Origin of the sequence: Stenotrophomonas maltophilia, from assembly GCF_039555535.1 — a bacterium.
GTDB lineage: Bacteria > Pseudomonadota > Gammaproteobacteria > Xanthomonadales > Xanthomonadaceae > Stenotrophomonas > Stenotrophomonas maltophilia_Q.
Genome location: NZ_CP154630.1, coordinates 2,297,515 through 2,318,523, shown reverse-complemented (window position 1 = coordinate 2,318,523; position 21,009 = coordinate 2,297,515). Strand labels below are relative to the sequence as shown.

Annotated in this window: 14 protein-coding genes and 1 pseudogene; 11 read left to right on the top strand and 4 right to left on the bottom strand. The window is 66.2% G+C overall.

Annotated elements, in window-relative coordinates:
* Positions 1-10 precede the first annotated feature (10 nt).
* Genes AASM09_RS10700 through AASM09_RS10690 form a run of 3 tightly spaced genes read left to right on the top strand, consistent with a single transcriptional unit; the run spans position 11 to position 4,742 of the window.
* Positions 11-889 (top strand): alpha/beta fold hydrolase, encoded by an 879-nt coding sequence (locus AASM09_RS10700; protein WP_049430805.1) that lies wholly within the window; start codon positions 11-13, stop codon positions 887-889.
* Complete coding sequence (locus tag AASM09_RS10695; RefSeq protein ID WP_049430807.1) at positions 886-1,371, top strand: MaoC family dehydratase; 486 nt, start codon at positions 886-888, stop codon at positions 1,369-1,371. The genes AASM09_RS10700 and AASM09_RS10695 overlap by 4 nt, the downstream gene beginning before the upstream one ends.
* Positions 1,372-1,406: 35 nt before the next feature.
* The gene (locus AASM09_RS10690) at positions 1,407-4,742 is read left to right on the top strand and encodes a hybrid sensor histidine kinase/response regulator (RefSeq protein WP_049430812.1); all 3,336 of its coding nucleotides are present in this window, start codon (positions 1,407-1,409) and stop codon (positions 4,740-4,742) included.
* A 4-nt stretch (positions 4,743-4,746) separates the two neighbouring features.
* Here the strand turns inward: AASM09_RS10690 and AASM09_RS10685 are convergent, their stop codons facing one another.
* Positions 4,747-5,421, bottom strand: a complete 675-nt coding sequence (locus AASM09_RS10685; RefSeq protein WP_049430814.1) for a response regulator transcription factor — start codon at positions 5,419-5,421, stop codon at positions 4,747-4,749.
* Positions 5,422-5,549: 128 nt separating this feature from the next.
* On the opposite strand from AASM09_RS10685, the gene AASM09_RS10680 reads away from it, so the two are divergent.
* Positions 5,550-7,196, top strand: coding sequence for a fatty acid--CoA ligase (locus AASM09_RS10680; RefSeq protein WP_049430816.1), 1,647 nt, complete (start codon positions 5,550-5,552; stop codon positions 7,194-7,196).
* Positions 7,197-7,323: 127 nt separating this feature from the next.
* On the opposite strand, the gene AASM09_RS10675 is transcribed toward AASM09_RS10680, so the two are convergent.
* The 3 genes and pseudogenes from AASM09_RS10675 to AASM09_RS10665 all read right to left on the bottom strand — a co-directional run bounded on the left by AASM09_RS10675 (position 7,324) and on the right by AASM09_RS10665 (position 11,731).
* Complete coding sequence (locus tag AASM09_RS10675) at positions 7,324-7,815, bottom strand: hypothetical protein (RefSeq protein ID WP_100443848.1); 492 nt, start codon at positions 7,813-7,815, stop codon at positions 7,324-7,326.
* Positions 7,816-7,993: 178 nt separating this feature from the next.
* Entirely contained in the window at positions 7,994-8,737 is a 744-nt protein-coding gene (locus tag AASM09_RS10670; RefSeq protein WP_049430822.1) for a FadR/GntR family transcriptional regulator, read from the bottom strand.
* 102 nt (positions 8,738-8,839) lie between these two features.
* Positions 8,840-11,731: pseudogene (locus AASM09_RS10665) on the bottom strand (TonB-dependent receptor).
* A 241-nt stretch (positions 11,732-11,972) separates the two neighbouring features.
* Here AASM09_RS10665 and AASM09_RS10660 point away from each other — a divergent pair.
* The 7 genes from AASM09_RS10660 to AASM09_RS10630 all read left to right on the top strand — a co-directional run bounded on the left by AASM09_RS10660 (position 11,973) and on the right by AASM09_RS10630 (position 20,970).
* Positions 11,973-13,412 carry a polysaccharide lyase 6 family protein gene (locus tag AASM09_RS10660; protein WP_049430829.1) on the top strand — a complete coding sequence of 480 codons (1,440 nt, stop codon included), beginning with the start codon at positions 11,973-11,975 and terminating at the stop codon, positions 13,410-13,412.
* Complete coding sequence (locus AASM09_RS10655) at positions 13,409-15,637, top strand: oligoalginate lyase (RefSeq protein ID WP_049430832.1); 2,229 nt, start codon at positions 13,409-13,411, stop codon at positions 15,635-15,637. The genes AASM09_RS10660 and AASM09_RS10655 overlap by 4 nt, the downstream gene beginning before the upstream one ends.
* Positions 15,634-16,938 carry an MFS transporter gene (locus AASM09_RS10650; RefSeq protein ID WP_100443845.1) on the top strand — a complete coding sequence of 435 codons (1,305 nt, stop codon included), beginning with the start codon at positions 15,634-15,636 and terminating at the stop codon, positions 16,936-16,938. The genes AASM09_RS10655 and AASM09_RS10650 overlap by 4 nt, the downstream gene beginning before the upstream one ends.
* Before the next feature lie 46 nt (positions 16,939-16,984).
* Positions 16,985-17,737, top strand: a complete 753-nt coding sequence (locus AASM09_RS10645; protein WP_049430416.1) for an SDR family NAD(P)-dependent oxidoreductase — start codon at positions 16,985-16,987, stop codon at positions 17,735-17,737.
* Positions 17,738-17,758: 21 nt separating this feature from the next.
* A complete protein-coding gene (locus AASM09_RS10640) occupies positions 17,759-18,946 on the top strand; it encodes a GDSL-type esterase/lipase family protein (RefSeq protein ID WP_049430418.1) in 1,188 nt (395 codons plus the stop codon).
* Between the two features lie 10 nt (positions 18,947-18,956).
* Positions 18,957-19,976, top strand: a complete 1,020-nt coding sequence (locus AASM09_RS10635; RefSeq protein ID WP_049430419.1) for a sugar kinase — start codon at positions 18,957-18,959, stop codon at positions 19,974-19,976.
* A gap of 64 nt (positions 19,977-20,040) precedes the next feature.
* The gene (locus AASM09_RS10630) at positions 20,041-20,970 is read left to right on the top strand and encodes a DUF6708 domain-containing protein (protein ID WP_049430422.1); all 930 of its coding nucleotides are present in this window, start codon (positions 20,041-20,043) and stop codon (positions 20,968-20,970) included.
* The last annotated feature ends 39 nt before the right edge of the window (positions 20,971-21,009 follow it).

Sequence of the window (21,009 nt, the reverse complement as noted above, 5' to 3'; positions counted from 1 at the left end):
AAGCCCCTGCATGATGCAGTCCTACGTAGATCTGTACTGGCACAGCAATGATGGCCTGCGCCTGCATGCGCGCGACCATGCACCGGGTTCGGGAACGGCACCGCGCGGCACCGTGGTCTGCATTCCCGGCCTGACCCGCAATGGTGCCGATTTCGATGCGCTGGCCGATACGCTCACTGCCGGCGGCTGGCGCGTGATCGCGGTCGACCTGCGGGGGCGCGCGGGGTCGGAGCGTGCGCATGATCCCACCAGCTACAACCCGCGCACCTATGCCGACGACCTGGTAGCGCTGCTGCGCTCGCAGAACATCGACCGGGCGGTATTCGTCGGCACCTCGCTGGGCGTACTGGTGACCATCACCCTCGCCTCGCGCGCGCCGGAGCGGATCGCGGGTGCGGTCCTCAACGATGCCGGCCCCAAGGTGCCGCGTGAGGCGCTGGCACGGATCGGCAAGTACGCGGGCAAGCCGGTGCCGCCGATGGATCTCGAGCAGGCCACTGCCTATGTGGCATCGATCGGCAAGGCCGCGTTCCCGCGCTTCAGCACCGATGACTGGCGACAGATGGCGGTGCGTACCTTCCGCACGCGCAGCGATGGACTGCTGGAACTGGACTACGACCCGGCGGTGATCCGCACCACGCGACCGTGGGTGCTGTGGCTGCTGCGGCCGGTGCTGTGGCGCGCGGTGCGCGGGCTGACCTCGCGCGTGCCGGTGCTGGTGGTGCGTGGCGCCCTGTCCGACATCCTGCCGGCCGACGTTGCACGGCAGATGGCGGCGACGTCGGAGAGTGCCCGGCTGGTAGAGGTGCCGGATGTCGGCCACGCGCCCATGCTGTCCGAGCCTGAGGCGCGTGGTGCGATCCTGGCCCTGCTGGAGCGTGTGGAATGAGCCCACAGGACACCGCCGCCGCCCTGCCGGCGGCCCTGCAGGCGTTGCAGCAATGGGTGGCCAGCGAGCGGCTGAGTGGCGCCACCCGCATCGCCCAGTCGCGCATCGACGCCTTCGCCGATGCCACCGGCGACCACAACTGGATCCATGTCGATCCGGCGCGGGCGCAGGCACAGCTGGCGGGTGGGCGCACCATCGCACATGGCTTCCTGCTGCTCTCACTGACCGTGGAGGACGACGTGGCCGCCCTCGCCGGCTTCCCCGGCATCGCCCACGTGCTCAACTACGGTTTGAACAAGGTGCGCTTCCTGGCGCCGGTGCCGAGCGGTTCGGAGGTGCGCGTCCGCTCGCGGCTGCTCTCGCTGGAGCTGCGCCAGCCCGGGCAGTGGCTGCTGACCCAGCACAAGAGTGTGGAACGGCTTCCGGAGGGTGATATGGCACTGGTTGCCGAGCAGCTGTCACTGATCGTGATCGCAGCCTAGCGCCGTCACGCCCGGCTTCTGCCTACACTGGAGCGATGTTGACGCCCTCCTTCGTGCTGCTGGCCTGCATTGCGTGGACCGCACTGCTGTTTGGCGTGGCCCTGTGGGGCGAGCGCCGGGGGCATCGGCTTTCGAAGGCATGGCCGCTCATCTACGCACTGTCCCTGGCGGTGCACTGCACCGCATGGACATACTACGGCGCGGCATCGCAGGGGCTGCAATGGGGCTTCCCCATTCCACCCACCCTCGCTGGCATGGCGCTGATCTTCGCGTTCGGCCTGCCGTTCCTGCACCGCCTGGGGCGACTGGCCAGGCAGCACAACAGTGCCACCATCGCCGACCTGGTAGTCGCACGGCTGCGTGCGGATCGCGGCCTTGGCTTCACCATCACCCTGGTCGCGCTGCTCGGCATCATTCCCTACATCGCACTTCAGCTGAGAGCGGTCAGCCAAGGGCTGGGCGCACTGTTGGGTGATCGTTTCACAGCTGCCGGCTGGCAGCTGGACATGTCGTTCTGGTTCGCATTGACGATGGCCGCCTTCACCCTGCTGTTCGGTGCCCGCAAGGCATCGGCCACCGAACCGAACCGCGGCATCGTGGTCGCTCTGGGCCTGGAATCGGTATTGAAGCTGACCGCCCTGCTGGCCATCGGCCTGTATGCCGCGCTGTCGGTGCACGCGGCCGGCACGCCGCTGCTGGAAAAGATGGCACAACTGCCGCCACCGGCCATCGTGCCGGACTATCTCACCATGGTTGCGCTGGGCGCCATCTCTGCATTCACCCTGCCGCACCAGTTCCATGTCGGCGTGGTCGAGCTTCGCCAGACCTCGGACCTGAAGACGGCACGCTGGATGTTCCCGGTCTACCTGCTGTTGATCGGGCTGCCGTCGGTGCCGATGGCATTGGCCGGTGCAGCACAGCTGCCGGCATCGGTATCTCCGGACCTGTATGTTCTGGCCCTGCCCCAGGCCGGCGGTCGTCACCTGCTGGCACTGCTGGCCTACCTGGGCAGCCTGAGCGCGGCCACCGGCATGATGATCCTCTCGGGGCTGACCCTGTCGATCATGCTTGGCAACCATGGATTCGGGTCGCACCTGCTCGGCGGCATCGGTGGCGGCGTGGCCAATGCCGACCTGCGCCCGCGTGTCCTGGCGTTCCGACGTGCAGGCATCCTCGCCGTGTTCCTGATGGCGTGGCTGTACAGCCGCGCGATGAGCGATACCGAGGCACTCAGTGATTTCGGCCTGATGTCCTTCACCGCCCTCTCGCAGCTGGCACCAGCGGTGCTGTTGGCCGTGTACCGCCCACGCACGCCGTCCCCGGCCATCATGGCCGGCATCGTGCTGGGTTCACTGGCCTGGCTGTGGCTGGTATTGCTGCCGATGGTGATCCCGGCCGCGACACCGTCAGCCAGTCCCGACGGACTGCACTGGCTGGCCGTGGTTTCGCTGCGCGTGCAACCCGGCCATATCGCGCTCAGCATGGGCGCCAGCCTGGCGATCAATCTGCTGACGGTTGCCCTGGTGTCGCGCGCCGTGCGTCCGCCGCTGCCCCGGAGGCGGGATGCGGTGGCTGCCGCTTCCCTGCGCAGGACCGCCGGACGCTTCCTCGGCCAGGAGCGTGCGCGCCAGCTGCTGGAGGGCCACGCCGGGCAGATGCTGGATGATGACCGGGTCATCGCCATCGAGCGCGAGCTGACCGCCGTGGTGGGCGCGGGCATGGCGCGGCTGCTGGTCGAAGCCGCACGCGAGGGTGGCGCCGCGCCGCTGGATGCGGTGACCCGCGCGGTGGGCGAGGCAACGCAGGTTCTGCGCTTCAACCAGCGGCTACTGGAGGCGGCGCTGGAAAACATGAGCCAGGGCATCAGCGTGGTCGATGCGCAGCTGCAGCTGGTGGCCTGGAACAGCCGCTACGCCGCGTTGTTCAGGTTCCCGCCGGAGCTGCTGCAGGTGGGGCGCCCGGTGGTCGATCTCACCGCCTGGGCACTGGGCCAGCTGAAGATTGGCGACGGCCCCGGCGACACGTCCGACAGAGCGCTGCAGCGCCGCGTCGCCCACATGCGTCGCGGCACGCCGCACCTGTCCGAGCGCATCTTCCCCGACGACACCATCGTCGAGATCCGCGGCAACCCGATGCCGGGTGGCGGCTACGTGGCCACCTTCACCGATGTCACCGCGTTCCGCCGGGCGGAAGATGCACTCAAGCGCAGCAATGAAACACTCGAGCACCGCGTGCAGGACCGCACCGCACGGCTGGAACAGGCGGTGCAGGAAGCCGAGCGCGCCAACGTGGCGAAAACCCGCTTCCTGACTGCCGTGGGCCACGACCTGATCCAACCCCTGCATGCCGCGCAGCTGCTGACCGATGCGATGTCGCAGCACATCGAATCGGAGTTCCTCGACAGCTTCCTGCGCCAGATCCGTGGTGCGCTGGATTCCACCGATGACCTGCTGTCGGGCCTGCTGGACATTTCTCGACTGGAGGCCGGTGGGCTGGTGGCCGATCCGCGACCGTTCCCGGTGTCGAACGTGCTGGATCCGCTTGCACAGGAGTTTGCCGTGCTCGCGGCAGCCCGCGGCCTGCAGTTCGGCTATGTGCGAAGCCACGCCTGGGTTTACAGCGATCCGCTGTTGCTGCGCCGGGTGCTTCAGAACTTCCTGGCCAATGCCATCCGCTACACCCGCCGTGGCGGCGTGTTGCTGGGGGTGCGCCGCCAGGGCCGGAGGCTGTCGATTGGCGTGCATGACACCGGCCCCGGCATTGCACCGGAGCAACAGGCGGTGGTCTTCGAAGAATTCCATCGGATCGATCGCAGCAATGGCCAGGGCCTGGGGCTTGGCCTGACCATCGCACACCGTATTGCCGGTCTGCTGCATGCCCCCCTGCACCTGCGCAGCGTGCCGGATCGCGGCTCGACCTTCTCGCTCAGCGTGACACGCGCTTCGCGGCCGGAAGCGCCGCGCGGCGGAACCATGGCCAATGGCAGCACCGCCCTCAAGGGCATCCGCGTGCTGGTGGTGGACAACGACCCGGTTGCGCTGGAGGCGATGCAGCAGCTGCTGCACTCCTGGGGCTGTGATGTCATTGCGGCAACGGGCGCCGATGTGATCGGAGCATCAGCACATGAGGCCGCGCTGTGGTTGTTCGACTATCACCTGGATGACGGCGATACCGGTGTCGCGCTGTGGAAGCGACTGACGGCCATGCATGGGCTGCGGCCGACGGTGATCCTCAGTGCGGACACCGGCAGCGCGACGCGCGATGCAGTTCGTGGCGCGGGGCTCTCTTTGTTGAGCAAGCCGTTCAAGCCGCTGGCACTTCGCTGGGCGATCAACCACCTGCTGTCCGCGAGCTCTGCGGCCACGCCCTGATCCATCAGGGCCCGGGCGCTTCTTCGATCTGCCGGGATGGATCGGCCAGTCCCATTTCGTGCAGTACGCGGATGGCCTGCGCGCGGTTGCGCACCCCCAGCCGCCCCATGATGCGTGTCATGTGTGCCTTGACCGTACGCAGCTGCACACCGAGCCGGTCCGCGATCTGCTTGTTGAGCAGCCCTTCGGCCACCAGGCCCAGTACCTTGTACTGGTGCGCGGAAAGGCTGGCCAGGCGCGCGGCCAGGTCGGCGTCCCTGCTGAACGGCGCCACGCGCGCCACTGGCTCCCGCAGCAGGGCCGGAATCCAGCGTTCGCCCTCCAGTACCGACTGCAGCGCTGCCTGCAGCTCGTGCAGGCCCGAACTCTTGGGCAGGTAACCGGCCGCACCGAGGTCGATGGCACGCCGGATCACCTGCGGTTCCTCATTGGCCGAGACGATGATGATCGCCAACCCCGGCTGCAACGCACGAATGGTCGCCAGGCCTGCAAGCCCGTGGTTGCCCGGCATGTGCAGGTCCAGCAGCATCAGGTCGATCGACTGCCCCTCAAGCGCATCGAGCACGCTGTCCAGCGAATCGGCTTCGCAGATCTGCAGGTCGGCGACCGCCTCTTCGGCCGCGCGATGCAGCGCCGCGCGGAACAAGGGATGGTCGTCGGCGATGAGCAGGGTCGGCATGTCCAGGCGAGATTAGCAAATCGCCCGCGGCTGGGCACAGGTACCTAGGTACGCTGGTACGGGCGGGAGGGATGGCTAGTGTGGCCAGGAGAAGACCGGCCACCGACATGCTGCCACGAGGAACCCTCATGCCATCCGCCCCCGCTACCGATGCCGCTGCCTATCCGCTGTTGATCAAGCAACTGCTGCTGACACCCCTGGCGGTGTCCCCCGGGCAGGAGATCGTCTACGGCGATACGGTCCGCTACGACTACCGCACCCTGCATGCCCGCATCGGCCAGCTGGCGGGGCTGCTGACCTCGCTGGGCGTGAAGCATGGCGATACGGTGGCGGTCATGGACTGGGACAGCAACCGCTACCTGGAAGCCTACTTCGCGGTACCAATGATCGGTGCGGTGCTGATGATGGTGAACGTGCGCCTGGCACCGGAGCAGATTGCCTACACACTGAATCACAGCGGTGCACGGGTGCTGCTGGTCAATCGCGAGTTCCTGCCGCTGTTGGATGGAATCGACGGACAGCTACCCGATCTACGCACGCGCATCCTGATGGAAGATACCCATGGTCCGCTGCCAGCCGGTTTCGTCGCCGAGTACGAAGCCGGGCTGCGCGACGCTGCAGCGGCCAGTGAATACCCTGATTTCGACGAGAACACCCGCGCGACAGTGTTCTACACCACCGGCACCACCGGCTTGCCCAAGGGCGTCTCCTTCAGTCATCGGCAACTGGTCCTGCATTCACTGGCGGGGATGGCTGCCCTCGGCAGTGCGCCCAGCCAGGGACGGCTGCACCGCGACGACGTCTACATGCCGATCACCCCGATGTTCCATGTGCACGCGTGGGGCCTGCCCTACGTGGCCACGCTGATGGGCATCAAGCAGGTCTACCCGGGCCGCTATCTCCCCGCCAACCTGCTGGCACTGATCGCCCGCGAGAAGGTGACCTTCTCGCACTGCGTGCCGACCATCCTGCACATGCTGCTGGAGCACCCGGACGCTGCGCAGGCCGATCTGCAGGGCTGGAAGGTGATCATCGGCGGCGCCGCCCTGCCCCGTGCGCTCGCGCAGCGTGCATTGGCACGGGGCATCGACATCTTCGGCGGCTATGGCATGTCCGAGACCTGCCCGTTGCTCACCATCGCCCAGATCGACGTGGATACCGTGACCGATGCCGATGAGGTGCTGTCACTACGGACCAAGGCCGGGCTGCCGGTGCCGCTGGTGGATCTGCGCATCGTCGACCCGGACATGGGTGATGTCGTCCACGATGGCGTCGCCACCGGCGAAGTGGTGGCGCGTGCACCTTGGCTGACCCAGGGCTACCTGCACGATCCCGAGGCTTCGGCAACGCTGTGGGCGGGAGGTTACCTGCACACCGGAGACATCGGCAACATCGACGTAGGTGGCTACCTGCGTGTCACCGATCGCATCAAGGATGTGATCAAGACCGGCGGCGAGTGGATCTCCTCGCTTGCGCTGGAAGACATCATCGCGCTGCACCCGGCAGTCAGCGAGGTCGCGGTGATCGGTATCGCCGATACGAAATGGGGTGAGCGGCCATTGCCGCTGGTGGTCAGGAAGCCGGGAAAACATGTGGCCGAAGCGGAGATCATCGAACTGGTCGCAGCACGCAGCCGCGCCGGGGATATCTCACGCTATGCGATTCCGGAGCGGGTCAATTTCGTGGATGCGATCGAGCGCACCAGCGTGGGTAAGATCAACAAGAAGAAGCTGCGTGGGTTGCATGACCCAGCGACTGACTCGGGCCGTGGGTGATCTCCGCCTGATCGCCGAGGTCAATGTTCGCACGGCAAGGTATGAAGTGGCGCCCCGGGACCATGATCTCCCGGGGCACCACTCTCCTGCAGCAGACTCAGCGCTGTTCTGCCAGCACAGGTCGCCCTCAGTCGATGCAGGGTCCCTTTGCAGCGATCGCCGTGTCGGATCCCTTCGCACCGATGCTGGCGGGGCCCTGGCATGCATCAAAGCTGTACTTGATCAGCTTCCACGCCCCGCTCGACCACCGGTATGTCCACGACTCGGAAGCGCCGCTCGGCAAGGTATTGGAGATCGAGATGACCTCGCCCTCCACGCCACGCGCAGGCAATGGAACAGGCGGGCCCGCCGCACCGGCCAGCTTGAGACTGCCAGCAGACTGATAGCTGTGCGAGATGGCCAGTTCACCCGTCTGCAACGCCGGCGCGTAGGCGGGCGAATTCCGTTTGATCCAATCGACGATGTAGCCGGCCTCCAGCGAATCCGACGCGTACGTGGCCTTCGCAACCACAGTGGCGGTCGCGGTGCCCGCGATCGGTCCTGCATTGACGCTTCCCCCGGGGACTCCACTCAGTGCCAGCACCAATGGCAGCGCCGCGCCCAACAGCGAGAACTTCATACCCTGCTCCTTGTGTGTATGCAGCTTTCTCAACGGGCCGTGTATGACCCGGGGGCAGTGTAGGCATTGCGGACACGCTGGGCATCGCCGCAGTCATGCCCATTTCTCATATCCATCAGGCGTCGAGCGCGATCTGCCCTGCTGAAGGTCGCAGCGCCGATTGTGTTGAACGCGGCACTCAGATCCGCGTCGTGGCCATGAACCGTTCGCGGTCCTGCTGCGTGCGGCGACGGATCTCCTCCAGCGCCTGGCTTTCGGTCGCCTGCAGCATGGCTTCGAACAGGCGCTGGAAGTGATGGCGCATGGCATTGCGTGCGGCCATCGGATCACGCGCGCGCAATGCTTCGAAGATGGCCATGTGCTCGTCGGCGCGGTTGGCGCCATCATCATGGCAGACCCGGGCATAGACCTCGGTCACCCGCGGCAGTTCGCTGCGCATGCGCCAGATCTGCTGCACGAAGAATTCCACCACCGGATTGCCGGAAAGCCGTGCGATGGCCAGGTGGAAACGGCGGTCGTACTCGCCGGCTTCCGCGTCGCTCAGGTCGCGACGGCACAGCGCTTCGGCCAGCGCCTGCAGCTCGGCAATGCCGGCATCATCCAGATTGCTTGCCGCCAGAGCGGCGGCCTCGGCCTCGAATACCGCGCGCGCAGCGGTAAGGTCGAACGCACTGACATCCGGCAGTCCACCCGGAACCTGCGTCGGGCGCGGCTTCACATGCACGCCCGAGCCAATGCGGATCGCGATCCAGCCCTGGGCCTCCAGGGCAATTTCAGCCTCGCGGATGGTCACCCGGCTGACACCGAACCGTTCGGCCAGCTCACGCTCACCTGGCAAGCGCGAGCCCGGCGGGAATTCGCCGTCCTCGATCAGCTTGCGGAGCTTGGCAGCGATGGTCTGGTAAAGGCGGTTGGCGGACATGCGGCTGACCCTTGGCGATTCCTTCCGGGTCCCTGCCCTGCCACCGCGGCCGGCAAGGGTCCGGTTGGAGCGACGGCGCGACCACTGGCCGCGCCGCCCTGTTCAGAACTTGTATCGTACACCGAAATACGCACGCCGCCCGTAGGTCACCACTTCGCGGAAGTTGCCATAAAGCGGCTGGTAGGCCACGCGCGGCTCGTTGGTCAGGTTCATCAGCTCCAGCGACAGCGACAACTGCTTGTTCACCCGGTAGCGCAGGCGCAGGTCCACGCTGGTGTTGCCATCGTAGTAGCGGTTCTGCTGCGCGGTGTTGCCGGTGAAGTCCTGGTAGTAGTGCGAGCGGAACTTGCCGATGGCCTGGATGTTGAAGCGCCCGACGTCCCAGTAGATCGAGCCGGACAGCACGTGCCGTGAGAAGCCGCTGAGACCCGCCGGCGGCACGATGGCCGGAATGATCGTGCCGTCACTGGCCAGCTGCTCGCCCAGTCGCGAGTCCTGGGTCTGGTAGTCGGCATCGGCGTAGTTGTAGCTGACCTTGAAGCCCAGCCCGTCGAACGGCTTGAGCAGGTACGACAGTCGATGGGTGGCGGTCAGCTCGAAGCCGGTCAGCGTGCTGTCCTCGTCGGTGGTCACCTGCTGCCGCACCGGCACGGTCACGCTCCGGCCGTCGATGGTGTAGGTTTCAGGCACCAGCGCGATGGCGGTGCCGCCGTTGAACTGCTTCCAGTACACCGCGCCGGCCAGCATCGTGTCCGGGTTCGGGTACCACTCCAGGGAAAGGTCGCCGTTCCAGGACATCAGCGGCTGTGCCGCCGGGTTGCCACTGGCGCTGATGTCATCCAGCGCGTCGGCCAGATTGCCGTAGGTGGCATCACTGCTCACGTTGATGGTGCGCCCGGCACCCAGCGCGGCGATATCCGGCCGTGACATCGCGCGATATGCACCCACCCGCAGCAACACGTCCGGGCGCAGTTCAAAAGCCGCGTTGAGGCTGGGCAGCAGCTTGTCGTTGCCCGCCTTGAACACCTGCGTGCTGTACTCGCCGGTGGGTTGCAGGCGGATCGTCCCGTCACCGTTGTCCTCGATACGCAGGCCGGTACGCACGCCTTCGGAGCGAACATCGGTCTTGACCCAGCGCAGGCCAAGGTTGCCGGTCACCGGCAAGCCGAACAGGCTGCTGCTGAACTCACCCATCAGATAGAGCGCGCGTGTCTTCTCGGTGATGTCGACATTGTTCGGATCCTGGAAACCCGGATCCAGGCCGCTGTCGAGGCTGCCGCGGAACGACTGGTACAGGCAGTCCGGATCGAAGTACGCCCACGAGGAGATCGTGTTGCCGCTGGCGGCATCCATGAAGTCATCCTGGGGGAACGGTGCGCGGCAGGCCTGGTTGGCGGCGATGATCTTCGCCTTGTCGGCCGCCACGCGCTGGTCGTAGTCGGTGACCAGGGTATTGTCGCGCAGGCGGTAGTCGGCCTGGCTGGCGCGCACGCCGCCCTTGATGCGGCTGAAGAAACCGGACTCGGGCATGAAACTGGCATCGAAGCGGCCGGCCTTGATCCTGTGGTCGTTCTCCGTTGCGCTTGAGGTCACCCGCGCCGCCCCGGTGTAGGCGTCCCAGTTGGTGGGGTCGAAGTTCGGCGCCAGCGCAACACTGGGCACTTCGCCGTGCCAGTCCCAGTCATAGTCCACGTAGCCGGTGGCACCACTGCTGATGCCGGGCACGGCGGCATTGTTGACGTCGCGCTGGTTCGCGCGCAGGCGGGTCATGCGCTCGCTATCGAGGCGATTGGTGTGCGAGTACGAAAGATCGGTGGACAGCTCCCAGGCCGGGGTCGGTCGCAGGATCAGGTTCAGGCCACCCCCGGTGTATTCCTCGCCACGCCAGTAGCGGTTGGAGGTGGAGTCGATCGAGGTGCTGCCATGCAGGTGGCGCACGATGCCCTCTGCGTCCACGTCGCGCTGGGTGATGCCGCGACGTGCGTTGGACAGGCTCAGATCGCTGCGGTTCTCGTACCAGTTGCGCTCGGTGTGTTCGAAGTCGAGATTCACTTCAACCACGTCATTGGGCCGCCACTGCAGTGCGGCGAACTCGCTCTGGCGGTCGTTGCGCTCCTGCTTGAGCCGGTAGATGCGGCTGCTTGGCACCAGGTAGTACGGCGCGCCGTTGGCGATGGCCTGCGCGGACACTTCATTGCAGTTGGCATTGCCCACGTTCTGCGTGCCATCGCAGGCATACCAGGTGGAACCGCTGGTGATGCTCTCTTCCGGATCAGTACCATCCAGGCGCTGGAAACCCAGCGAAATGCCCAGCTTCTGTCCGTTGCCGAATTCGAACTGGTCGATGTAGCTGGCGGTGCCGCGGTAGCCGATGCCGTCGTCGTCGCGGTACTTCTTGTCATACTCGGCCCAGCTGCCACGCAGATCGATCTGCGCCGCCCGCTTGCCGTACTCCAGTGGGCGCACCGTTTCCAGGCCGATGGTGCCGGCCACGCCGCCTTCGATGATGTCGGCGCGCTAGGTCTTGTAGATGGCGACCGTATTGATCAGCTCGGCGGGGAACATGTTGAAGTTCACCGAGCGGTCGCCGCTGCCGTTGGTGATCTCGCGACCGTTGAAGTTGGTGCTGCTGAGGAAGGCGCCCAGGCCACGGATGGAAATTTCCGAGGCCCCGGTCTTGTCGCGGGTCGAAGCGGCGCCGGTCAGGGTTTCGATCGCGTCGGCCAGCGAGGGCGCCGGCAGATCGCCGATGTCATCGGCCGAGAGCACGTCAGCAATGACCGTGTCGTCGCGCTTCTTGTTGATCGAACTCTGCATCGACTCGCGGATGCCGGTGACCTGCACCTGGTCCAGCGTGGTGGGATCCTGCCCTGCCGCGTCCCTGCTGGATTGCGCCTGGGCCGTGGGCAGGCCCGCCAGCACGGCGAGCAGCGCCACGATCAGGGGTGTGGGGGACAACGAGATGCTGTGCACTGCTCCGGCGGGTCGCCGCATGGTTTCCTCCTCCCAAAGGATCGCCTGCATGCCAGGCGTGGGACGCAGCTTCGGCACGTCGACATGAAAATGTCAACCAATTGGTATGTCACTGCGCAAATGCCTTTTATCCATACCAGTTGATCGCAATTTAATGTGCTTCTGCAGCATGACTTTGCGCGAAAGCTGGCTTACAACAGGCCCGAAAGTGGTATGCAGACCCACCCTGAAACGACGGCCGGGCCGTCCCTGGAAGGATTTCATGCGCATTCACTCGCTGGCGCGTCACCCGCACAACAATTCATCACTGTTTTGCCTGGCCACTGGTCTGGCCATGTGCCTGACCACTTCAGCAGCAAGTGCAGCCAGCTGGCTCGTCCACGATGTCGCTGAGTTCGCTACCGCCGCCTCGGCGCTGCAGCCCGGCGATGAGATCGTGTTGGCTGACGGCATCTGGACCGACGCCCGGTTGCTGCTGAAGGCCCAGGGCACGGCAGCCGCGCCGATCGTGCTGCGCGCGCAGACCGCCGGCAAGGTCGTCCTCAGCGGGCGCTCGGACCTGCGCCTGGCGGGGAACTACCTGCAGGTGTCCAACCTGGTGTTCCGCAACGGCTATACGCCGGGTGATGCAGTGGTCGCGTTCCGCGAGTCGAGCAAGGCCGTCGCCAGCAACAGTCGCGTCACCGGCCTGGTGATCGATGACTACACCAACCCGGATGCCAGCGACCAGGACTACTGGGTATCGCTGTATGGCAGCAACAACCGGTTGGATCACAGCCAGTTGCGCGGCAAGACCAACGCCGGGCCGACCGTGGTGGTGGTGCGCGATGCCACCCAGGGCCTGGACAACCAGCACCGCATCGACCACAACTGGTTCGGGCCGCGCCCGTCGCTGGGCGTCAACGGTGGTGAAACGATCCGCGTCGGCACCAGCGACAGCTCACTGAGCGATTCCAACAGCACGGTGGAGAACAACTGGTTCGAAGGCTGCGACGGCGAGACCGAGATCATCAGCAACAAGTCCGGCGGCAACACTTACCGCGGCAACGTGTTCTACCGTTCGGCCGGCGCGCTGACCCTACGCCATGGCAACGGCAACCGGGTGATCGACAACGTCTTCCTCGGCGATGACAAGGCCGGCACCGGCGGCGTACGCATCATCAACGCCGACCAGACCGTCAGCAACAACTACTTCGAACGGCTGGCCGGGTCCAGCAACCGTTCGGCACTGGCGGTGATGGATGCGCAGGCCAGTCCGCCGCTGTCCGGCTATGCGCCGGTGGTGAATGCCACGATCAGCCGCAACACCTTCGTGGACGTGGCGAAAATCAGTTTCGGTGTCGGCCATGATGAAACCAAGGGCATCGTGGTTGCCGCCAGCAACAGCCGCTTCACTGGCAACCTGATCGTCAACCGCACTAGCAGCAACCCGCCCAATACCGCCAGTTCGCTGGCCGGCATCGACTTCAGCGGCAACGTGCAGTCGCCGGCAGCCAGCACCGTGTTCCCGGGAGGCGTAGAGAGCCGAGCCGTCAGCCTGCAGCAGGCTGCCAGCGGATTGTGGGTGGCCACGCCTGCCATGCCCGCCGTGGGTGCCGATCCTGCCCTGGCGATGACCGCGCGCGAGGCGATCGGCGTCGACTGGTATCCCAAGGTGGGCGAAGTTGCCCTGTCACGCACCCGCAATGGAGTTGATCGATGAGGTTGCAGCCGCTGTTCGTTTCCCTGGCCTTGGCCGCCCCCTTCGCCCTGCTGCCGAGCGCATCGCTGTTCGCAGCCCCCGCTGCTGCCGTGCGACAGGCCGAGGCCGCGCCGGTGCTGGTCACCGCCGCACAGTGGCAGCAGATGGCCAGCGAAGGGCGCCGCTACCCGTGGTTTTCCAAGGAACAGGCGCGCACCGAGGCGACGCTGAAGAAGATGATGAAGGCCGGTATCGACGTGCCGGTACCCAAGGACAAGGGCGGCGGGCGCACCCATGAACAGCACAAGCGCAACTACCAGGCGCTGCTGGCGGCGGGCACGCTGTACCGGCTGACCGGCGACAGGGCCTACGTGGACTATGCGCGCGACATGCTGCTGCAGTATGCCCGCCTCTACCCGGCGCTGGGCCCGCACCCGGAAGGCCGTGGGCAGATCCCCGGGCGCGTGTTCTGGCAGGTGCTCAACGATTCGGTATGGCTGGTCAACGCCATCCAGGGCTACGACGCGATCCATGACGCACTGTCCATCGGGGACCGCGACACCATCGAATCGAAGGTGTTCCGGCCGATGGCCGAGTTCCTCGTCAGCGAGCCGAAGAACTACGACCAGATCCACAACCACGCCACCTGGGCGGTGGCCGCCACCGGCATGACCGGCTACGTGCTGCGCGACCAGGAACTCGTGGAGAAGTCCCTGCGGGGCAGCCAGAAAGATGACCGGTTCGGCTTCCTGCGGCAGATCGACCTGCTGTTCTCGCCCGATGGTTACTACGAGGAAGGCCCCTACTACCAGCGCTACGCACTGGCGCCGTTCCTGCTTTTCGCCAATGCCATCGAACGCAACGAACCGCAGCGGAAGATATTCGCGCGCCGCGACGGCGTGCTGTTGAAGGCCGTGGATGTGCTGGTGCAGTCCAGCTACAACGGCCTGTTCTTCCCGATCAACGACGCCATCCTGGACAAGGGCGTCGACACCGAAGAGCTGGTGGCCGGCATCGGCATCGCCTATGCGCGCACCGGCGATGACCGCCTGCTGTCGGTGGCCCAGCAGCAGAAACGCCTGCTGTTGTCACCCGACGGCCTGCAGGTGGCGCAGGCACTGGCCGCGAACAAGGCCAGGCCCTTCGACTACCGGCCGATGTTGCTGCGCGATGGCCCCGACGGCGAACGCGGCGGCTTGGCGATCCTGCGCATGAACGGCGAACGCGGCCAGGCACTGGTGCAGAAGGACACGATGCAGGGCATGGGCCATGGCCACTTCGATAAGCTCAACTGGCTGTTCTACGACAACGGCAATCCGGTGGTGACCGACTACGGTGCAGCACGCTTCCTCAACGTGGAAGCCAAGCGCGGTGGCATCTACCTGCCGGAGAACCGCAGCTGGGCCAAACAGACCGTGGCCCACAACACCCTGGTGGTGGACGAGCAGAGCCACTTCAAGGGTGACTGGAAGCGCGGCGAGGAGCACGCCCCGCAGGTGCGCTTCTTCCAGGCCGATGCCGATACCCAGATTGCCTCGGCAACGATGAGCGATGCCTATCCCGGCGTGGTATTCACCCGCACCCAGGCGCTGCTGCGCCACCCCGACCTGGGCCTGCCGGTGGTGCTGGACCTGCTGAAGGTGCACGGGGACAAGGCCGCGCGCTACGACCTGCCGCTGCACTTCAATGGCCACATCGTCACCACCGGCTTCGAGGCCGAACACTTCCCCGCCCAGCGCCCGGTGCTGGGCAAGGACAACGGCTACCAGCACCTGTGGCTGGATGCACGCAGCAAACCCGGCAGCGCGCCGCGTTCGCTGGCCTGGCTGCTGGATGGGCGCTTCTACACCTACCGCTTCGGCAGCAGTGCGCCTGCACAGGCGCTGCTGGTGGAAAGCGGCGCCAACGATCCGGAGTTCAACCTGCGCCGCGAGCCGGCCCTGCTGCAACGCGTGGAAGGCCAGAAGGACGTGACCTTCTTCAGCGTGCTGGAGCCGCATGGCGAGTACAACGGCACCGCCGAGTACGTGCACGGCGCCGACAGCCGCATCAAGGACATCGTGTGCACCCGCGGCAGCGATGCCGAGGTGATCGAACTGCGCCTTGCCAGTGGAGCGCGCATCGCGCTGGGCGTGTCCGATGACAGCAGCGCCAAGGGCGAGCACAGCGTGACCGTGGACGGCCATGCCTACCGCTGGAGCGGCAGCCACGCGCGCATGGACCGCAGCAAGGGTGACGCAAAATGAACGGCCCTGCGGTGGTGGCCCAGCTGCGCAAGGTGCCGGTGCGTTCAGCAGTGCGCTGGCTGATCGTGGGCCTGATTGCCGTGGCCACGGTCATCAACTACATCGACCGCAATGCACTGGCGGTGATGTGGCCGGAAATCGCCAAGGAAGTGGGGGCGACCAAGGATGACTACGCCCTGCTGGTGACGGTGTTCATGCTGTTCTACGCCGCCGGCCAGTTCCTGTTCGGGCGGTTGTTCGACATGATCGGCACGCGCCTGGGTTTCGCGTTGTCGATCAGCGTGTGGTCGATCTCCATCGCCCTGCATTCGGTCACCCATTCGATGCTGTCCTTCGGCCTGGTGCGGGCGATGCTCGGCATCAGCGAAGCAGGCGCGTGGCCGGGCGCGGTGAAGGCCAATGCCGAGTGGTTCCCGGCGCGCGAGCGCGCATTGGCGCAGGGCGTGTTCAACGCAGGTGCGTCGATCGGGGCGATCGTCTCCGCACCGGCCATCGCCGGCCTCTACTTGTGGCTGGGCTGGCGCGGCACCTTCGTGCTGGTCGGTGCAATCGGTTTCCTGTGGCTGCTGCCGTGGCTGTTTGTCTACCGCGCCGGCCCGGACAAGCATCCGTGGGTGAGCGATGCCGAGCGCCGGCTGATCCAGGAAGACCAGGCCGGGCAAAAGGCGGTGGTGGCGCCGAAGGCCAGCGTTCGTGAGCTGCTGGCCCACCGGCAGAGCTGGGGCATGCTCGCCTGCCGCTTCCTGCTGGACCCGATCTGGTGGCTGTTCGTGTCCTGGCTGCCGATCTACCTGGCTGAAACCTTCGGCTTCGACATCAAGCAGATCGGCCTGTTCGCCTGGGTGCCGTTTGTCGGCGCGATGCTGGGCAGCCTCAGCGGCGGCTGGCTCTCCGGGCGGATGATCCACGCCGGGCACAGCGTGGACCGCGCCCGCAAGCTGTCCATAACGCTGGGCTGCGTGGTCATGGCTCCTGCCCTGCTGGGTGCCGTGCTGGCCAACCAGCCGCTGCTGGCGGTGCTGGCAATCGCTGCGGTGCTGTTCGGCTTCCAGGTGGCCATCGGCAACATCCAGACCCTTCCCGGCGATCTGTTCGACGGCCGCTCGGTGGGCACGCTGGCGGGCCTGGGGGGCCTGGCCGCAGTAGCCGGCACCTTGATCACCACTTGGCTGGTGCCGGTGCTGACCCGCCACTCCTACGCCCCGATCTTCATCCTCGTTGCCGCGCTGGTGCCGCTGTCGCTTGCTGCGCTGTGGTGGTGGACCGGGCCTATCCACAAGCTCGACCGCCGCGGCGGTTGAGCCTGCATCTCTCTTCAATTCCCGCGCAAACCAAGGAGTTTTCCGCATGTCGTTCCAGGACAAGGTGGCCATTGTCACCGGCGGTGGCCGCGATATCGGTCGCGCCGTTTCGATCAAGCTGGCTGCCGCCGGCGCACGCGTCTGCATCAACTACGCCAATGATGAGGCCAGTGCCCAGGAAACGCTGGCACAGATCCATGCGGCCGGTGGCCAGGCCATCGTGCATCGCGCCGACGTCACCGACGCCACGGCCGTCGCCGGCCTGGTCGCTGCGGCACAGGCCGCGTTCGGCGAGCGCATCGACCTGTTGGTGAACGTGGCCGGTGGCATGGTGCAGCGCCGGCCGCTGGCCGACATCGACCCGGTGTTCTTCCACACCGTGATGGACCTGAACCTGACCTCGACCTACCTCACCACCCACGCAGTGGTGCCGCACATGCGCGAAGGCGCGGCCATCGTCAACTTCGCCTCGCAGGCAGGCCGTGATGGCGGCGGCCCGGGCGCATCGATCTACGCCACCGCCAAGGCGGCGGTGATGACCTTCACCCGCGCCATGGCCAAGGAGCTGGGGCCGAAGGGCATCCGCGTGAACGCGCTGTGCTGCGGCATGATCGCCACCCGCTTCCACGACGAATTCACCAAGCCGGAAGTACGCACGGCCGTTGCCGGCGCCACCCCGTTGCGCCGCCAGGGGGCGCCGGACGAAGCTGCCGACGCTGCGGTGTTCCTGGCCTCGGATGCGGCCGCGTTCATCACCGGCGCGAATCTGGACGTCAACGGCGGCACTTACTTCTCCTGACACCTGACCGGACTCCTGCCCATGCAGCGCTGGACACTTCTGTTTTCATTGATGCTCTGCTCCGCCATGACGGCGCCCGCTGCGTGGGCCGCACCCGTGTGGGTCACTGCCTGGACGGCCGCGCCCGCGCCCGACCGCAAGGACGGAACGTCCGATGCGCCGGTACAGTTCGCCGCACAGACCGTGCGCCAGGACATGCGCATTGGCAGCCGTGGCGATGCGCTGCGGCTGCGCATCAGCAACGAACTCGGCACGGCGCCCCTGCGCGTCGAGGACCTGCGCGTGGGAATGAAGAACAGCAAGGCCGCGCCACTGCCGGTAACGGTGGACGGCCGCGCGATCATCGAGGTGCCGGTCGGGGCCGCGCTGCTGAGCGACCCGGTGCGGATGCCGGTGGCGGCGCTGCAGGAAATCAGCGTGAGTGCCTATTTCCCGCAGCCCACCCGTCCCGCCGTGCGCCGCACCGAGCTGCGGGTAGCGGACGGCAGGCAGGCAACCGTTGCCGACAGCGTGCGGCTGAGCTACCAGCAGAACGTGTTCTCGGCAGTGATGGTGCAGCGTGATGATCGTCCCCAGGTAATCGTGGCGCTGGGCGATTCCATCACCGAAGGCGCCACCGCACGTCGCGGCACCTTCAACCAGTGGCCGGAGCGGTTGGCGCAGCGCCTGCAGCAGGCCTGCCCCAACCGCTTCGTGGTGCTCAACCAGGGCATCAGCGGCAACAAATTGCTTGACCATGGCCGCAGCCACAGTGCGCTGTCACGATTGGATCGCGATGTGATCGCGGTGGCTGATGCCGATCAGGTGATCCTGTTCGAAGGCATCAATGACATCCGCCACGGTGGTGGCGCGCAGCCGCTGCCTGGACGCAATGCGGCGGACATGCTGCTGGGCTATCAGCAGGTTGCGGCGCGGCTGCATGCGCACGGCATCCGCGCCTGGCTGGGTACGTTGACCCCGTTCGGCGGTTCCGAGCGCTACGAGCCCGTGTCCGCAGCGACCCGCACCGCGATCAACCAGTGGGCACGCGGCGGCAACAGCGGCTTCGACGGCATCATCGATTTCGATGCCGCGCTGCGTGACCCGAAGGGCGCCGAGTCGTTGCCCAACGAGATCACCCGCGACCATCTGCATCCCAACGACGAAGGCTACCGGCGCATGGCCGATGCCATCGATATGCGCATGCTGGGCTGCACCACCTCCGAGTGAGAGAGAACCGATGAGCCGCGTCGTTTGTTTCGGTGAGTTGCTGCTGCGCCTGGGCGCCCGCGGTCGTGAACTGCTGCTGCAGACGCCGCAGCTGCAGGTTCATGTGGGAGGCGCCGAGGCCAATGTGGCGGTCTCGCTGGCCTGCCTGGGCCACGATGTGCAGATGGTCAGCACGGTACCCGCTAGCGCGCTGGGCCGGCACGCCGTGGCCGAGCTGCGGCGGCATGGCGTGGGCGTGGCCGGCGTGCGTGAAGTGGAGGGTCACCGCATGGGCCTGTACTTCCTGGCGACCGGTGCGGTGCAGCGCGCCAGTGAAGTGGTGTATGACCGCGCCGGTTCTGCATTCGCAAACAGCAGCGCCGAAGATCATGCGTGGCCCGCCCTGCTTTCCGGCGCGCACCTGCTGCATGTTTCGGGCGTCAGCCCGGCGCTGGGCGCCAACGTGGCCGAGTCGGTGCTGGGTGCCGTGCGTGCGGCTCGCGCGGCCGGTGTGCAGGTGTCGTTCGACGGCAATTACCGTCCCTCATTGTGGCAACGCTGGGATGGCGATGCAGCGCCGATCCTGCGCGAGCTGTTCGCCGAGACCGACATTCTCTTTGCCGATCATCGGGACATCGAACTGGTGCTGGGGCTGCGCTTCCCGCAGGACGATGCGGTCGCTCGAACCGAGGCCGCTGCGGCCGCTGCCTTTTCTGCGTTCCCGCACCTGCGGTGGCTGGCCTGCACCCAGCGCGAGGTGATCAGCGCCGACCATCACGTGCTCGGTGCGCTGCTGCTGGGACGCGATGAAACCCGCGCGCAGGCCGCTCCGAGGCCGCTGCCCGGCATCGTTGATCGCATCGGCGGTGGCGATGCCTTTGCCGCCGGCGTCCTGCACGGATTGCTGTCCGGTCTAGACGCAGAAAGCACCGTCCGCTTCGGACTGGCCGCGGGCGCGTTGAAGCACGCCATTCCCGGCGACTTCAGCCCTGCCCGCGAAGCTGAAGTCCGGGCACTGATGGAGAGCCATCCGTTCGACGTTCGTCGCTGATCCCCCCCCCCCAGGAGAATCCCGCTAGAATCCAACGGGCGCTGGAATCGCGCAGGGATCGCCCATGGATTACACCGGATACACGCGCAAGTTTCCCAACAACCGCCCGCTGAATGCGTTTGATCGCGAGCACCGCCTGCTGCAGAAGAAGCGGTTGGATGTCGTGCCGTTGGCGCATCTGTGCGTGGTGAAGATGAATTCGAACTGCCTGGTTTCGGTGGATCGCTGGTTCGCCGCGCGTGGCTTTGCAGCCCTGCTGGGCGCGATCGGCATTGCCTTCGGGCTGGGCGGCGTGCTGATGCTGCTCTGGTTGCTGATCGTGAACAGGCTACCCAACGAAAATGGCCTGTGGGAGGCGATATTCATCGGCATGGCGATGCTGGCCGCCTTCACTGCAGCGAGCATCTGGGTGGCCTGCCTCGAGCTGTTCCGCTGGACCTACTATCCGATCGCGCTCGATCGCAAGCACCGGCAGATACACGTGTTCGGGCTGGATGGCACCACCCTCAGCGTGCCCTGGGACCAGGTCTATTTCACGCTTGGCCGCGGAACCGGAACCTTCGGATGGTACAACTGGGATGTACGCGGACTGATCCTGGACGCGGATGGCGTCACAGTACGGGAGACGTTCGCGTTCTGCATCGCGACCTCTCGCATCGAGAACGCACATGCCCACTGGGAGTTCCTGCGGCGCTACATGGAAGAAGGACCGGCAGCCGTCGTGGACGCGGTGCGCTACTGCATGCCGCTGGACGGCAAGCGCGAGAGCTTCGCGTCCGGCAAGGAGCGCATCTTCGCCGAAGACGCGCAGCTCCCGGGTTTCATGTGGCTCACGATGCTGCCACTCAACTACCTGCACACGATCATGCGCTGGGTGGTGATGCAGACCAGCAGGATTCCGCGGTTTCCACCAGACATCGAGGCGCGCCTGACACCGGACGCCGGTGATCCCTCTGTCCGCGACGCTTCGATGAATCCACCGGACCTGCGCTGACCCAGCGTTGCGTCCGGCAACAGCACGTGGGAATTCCGT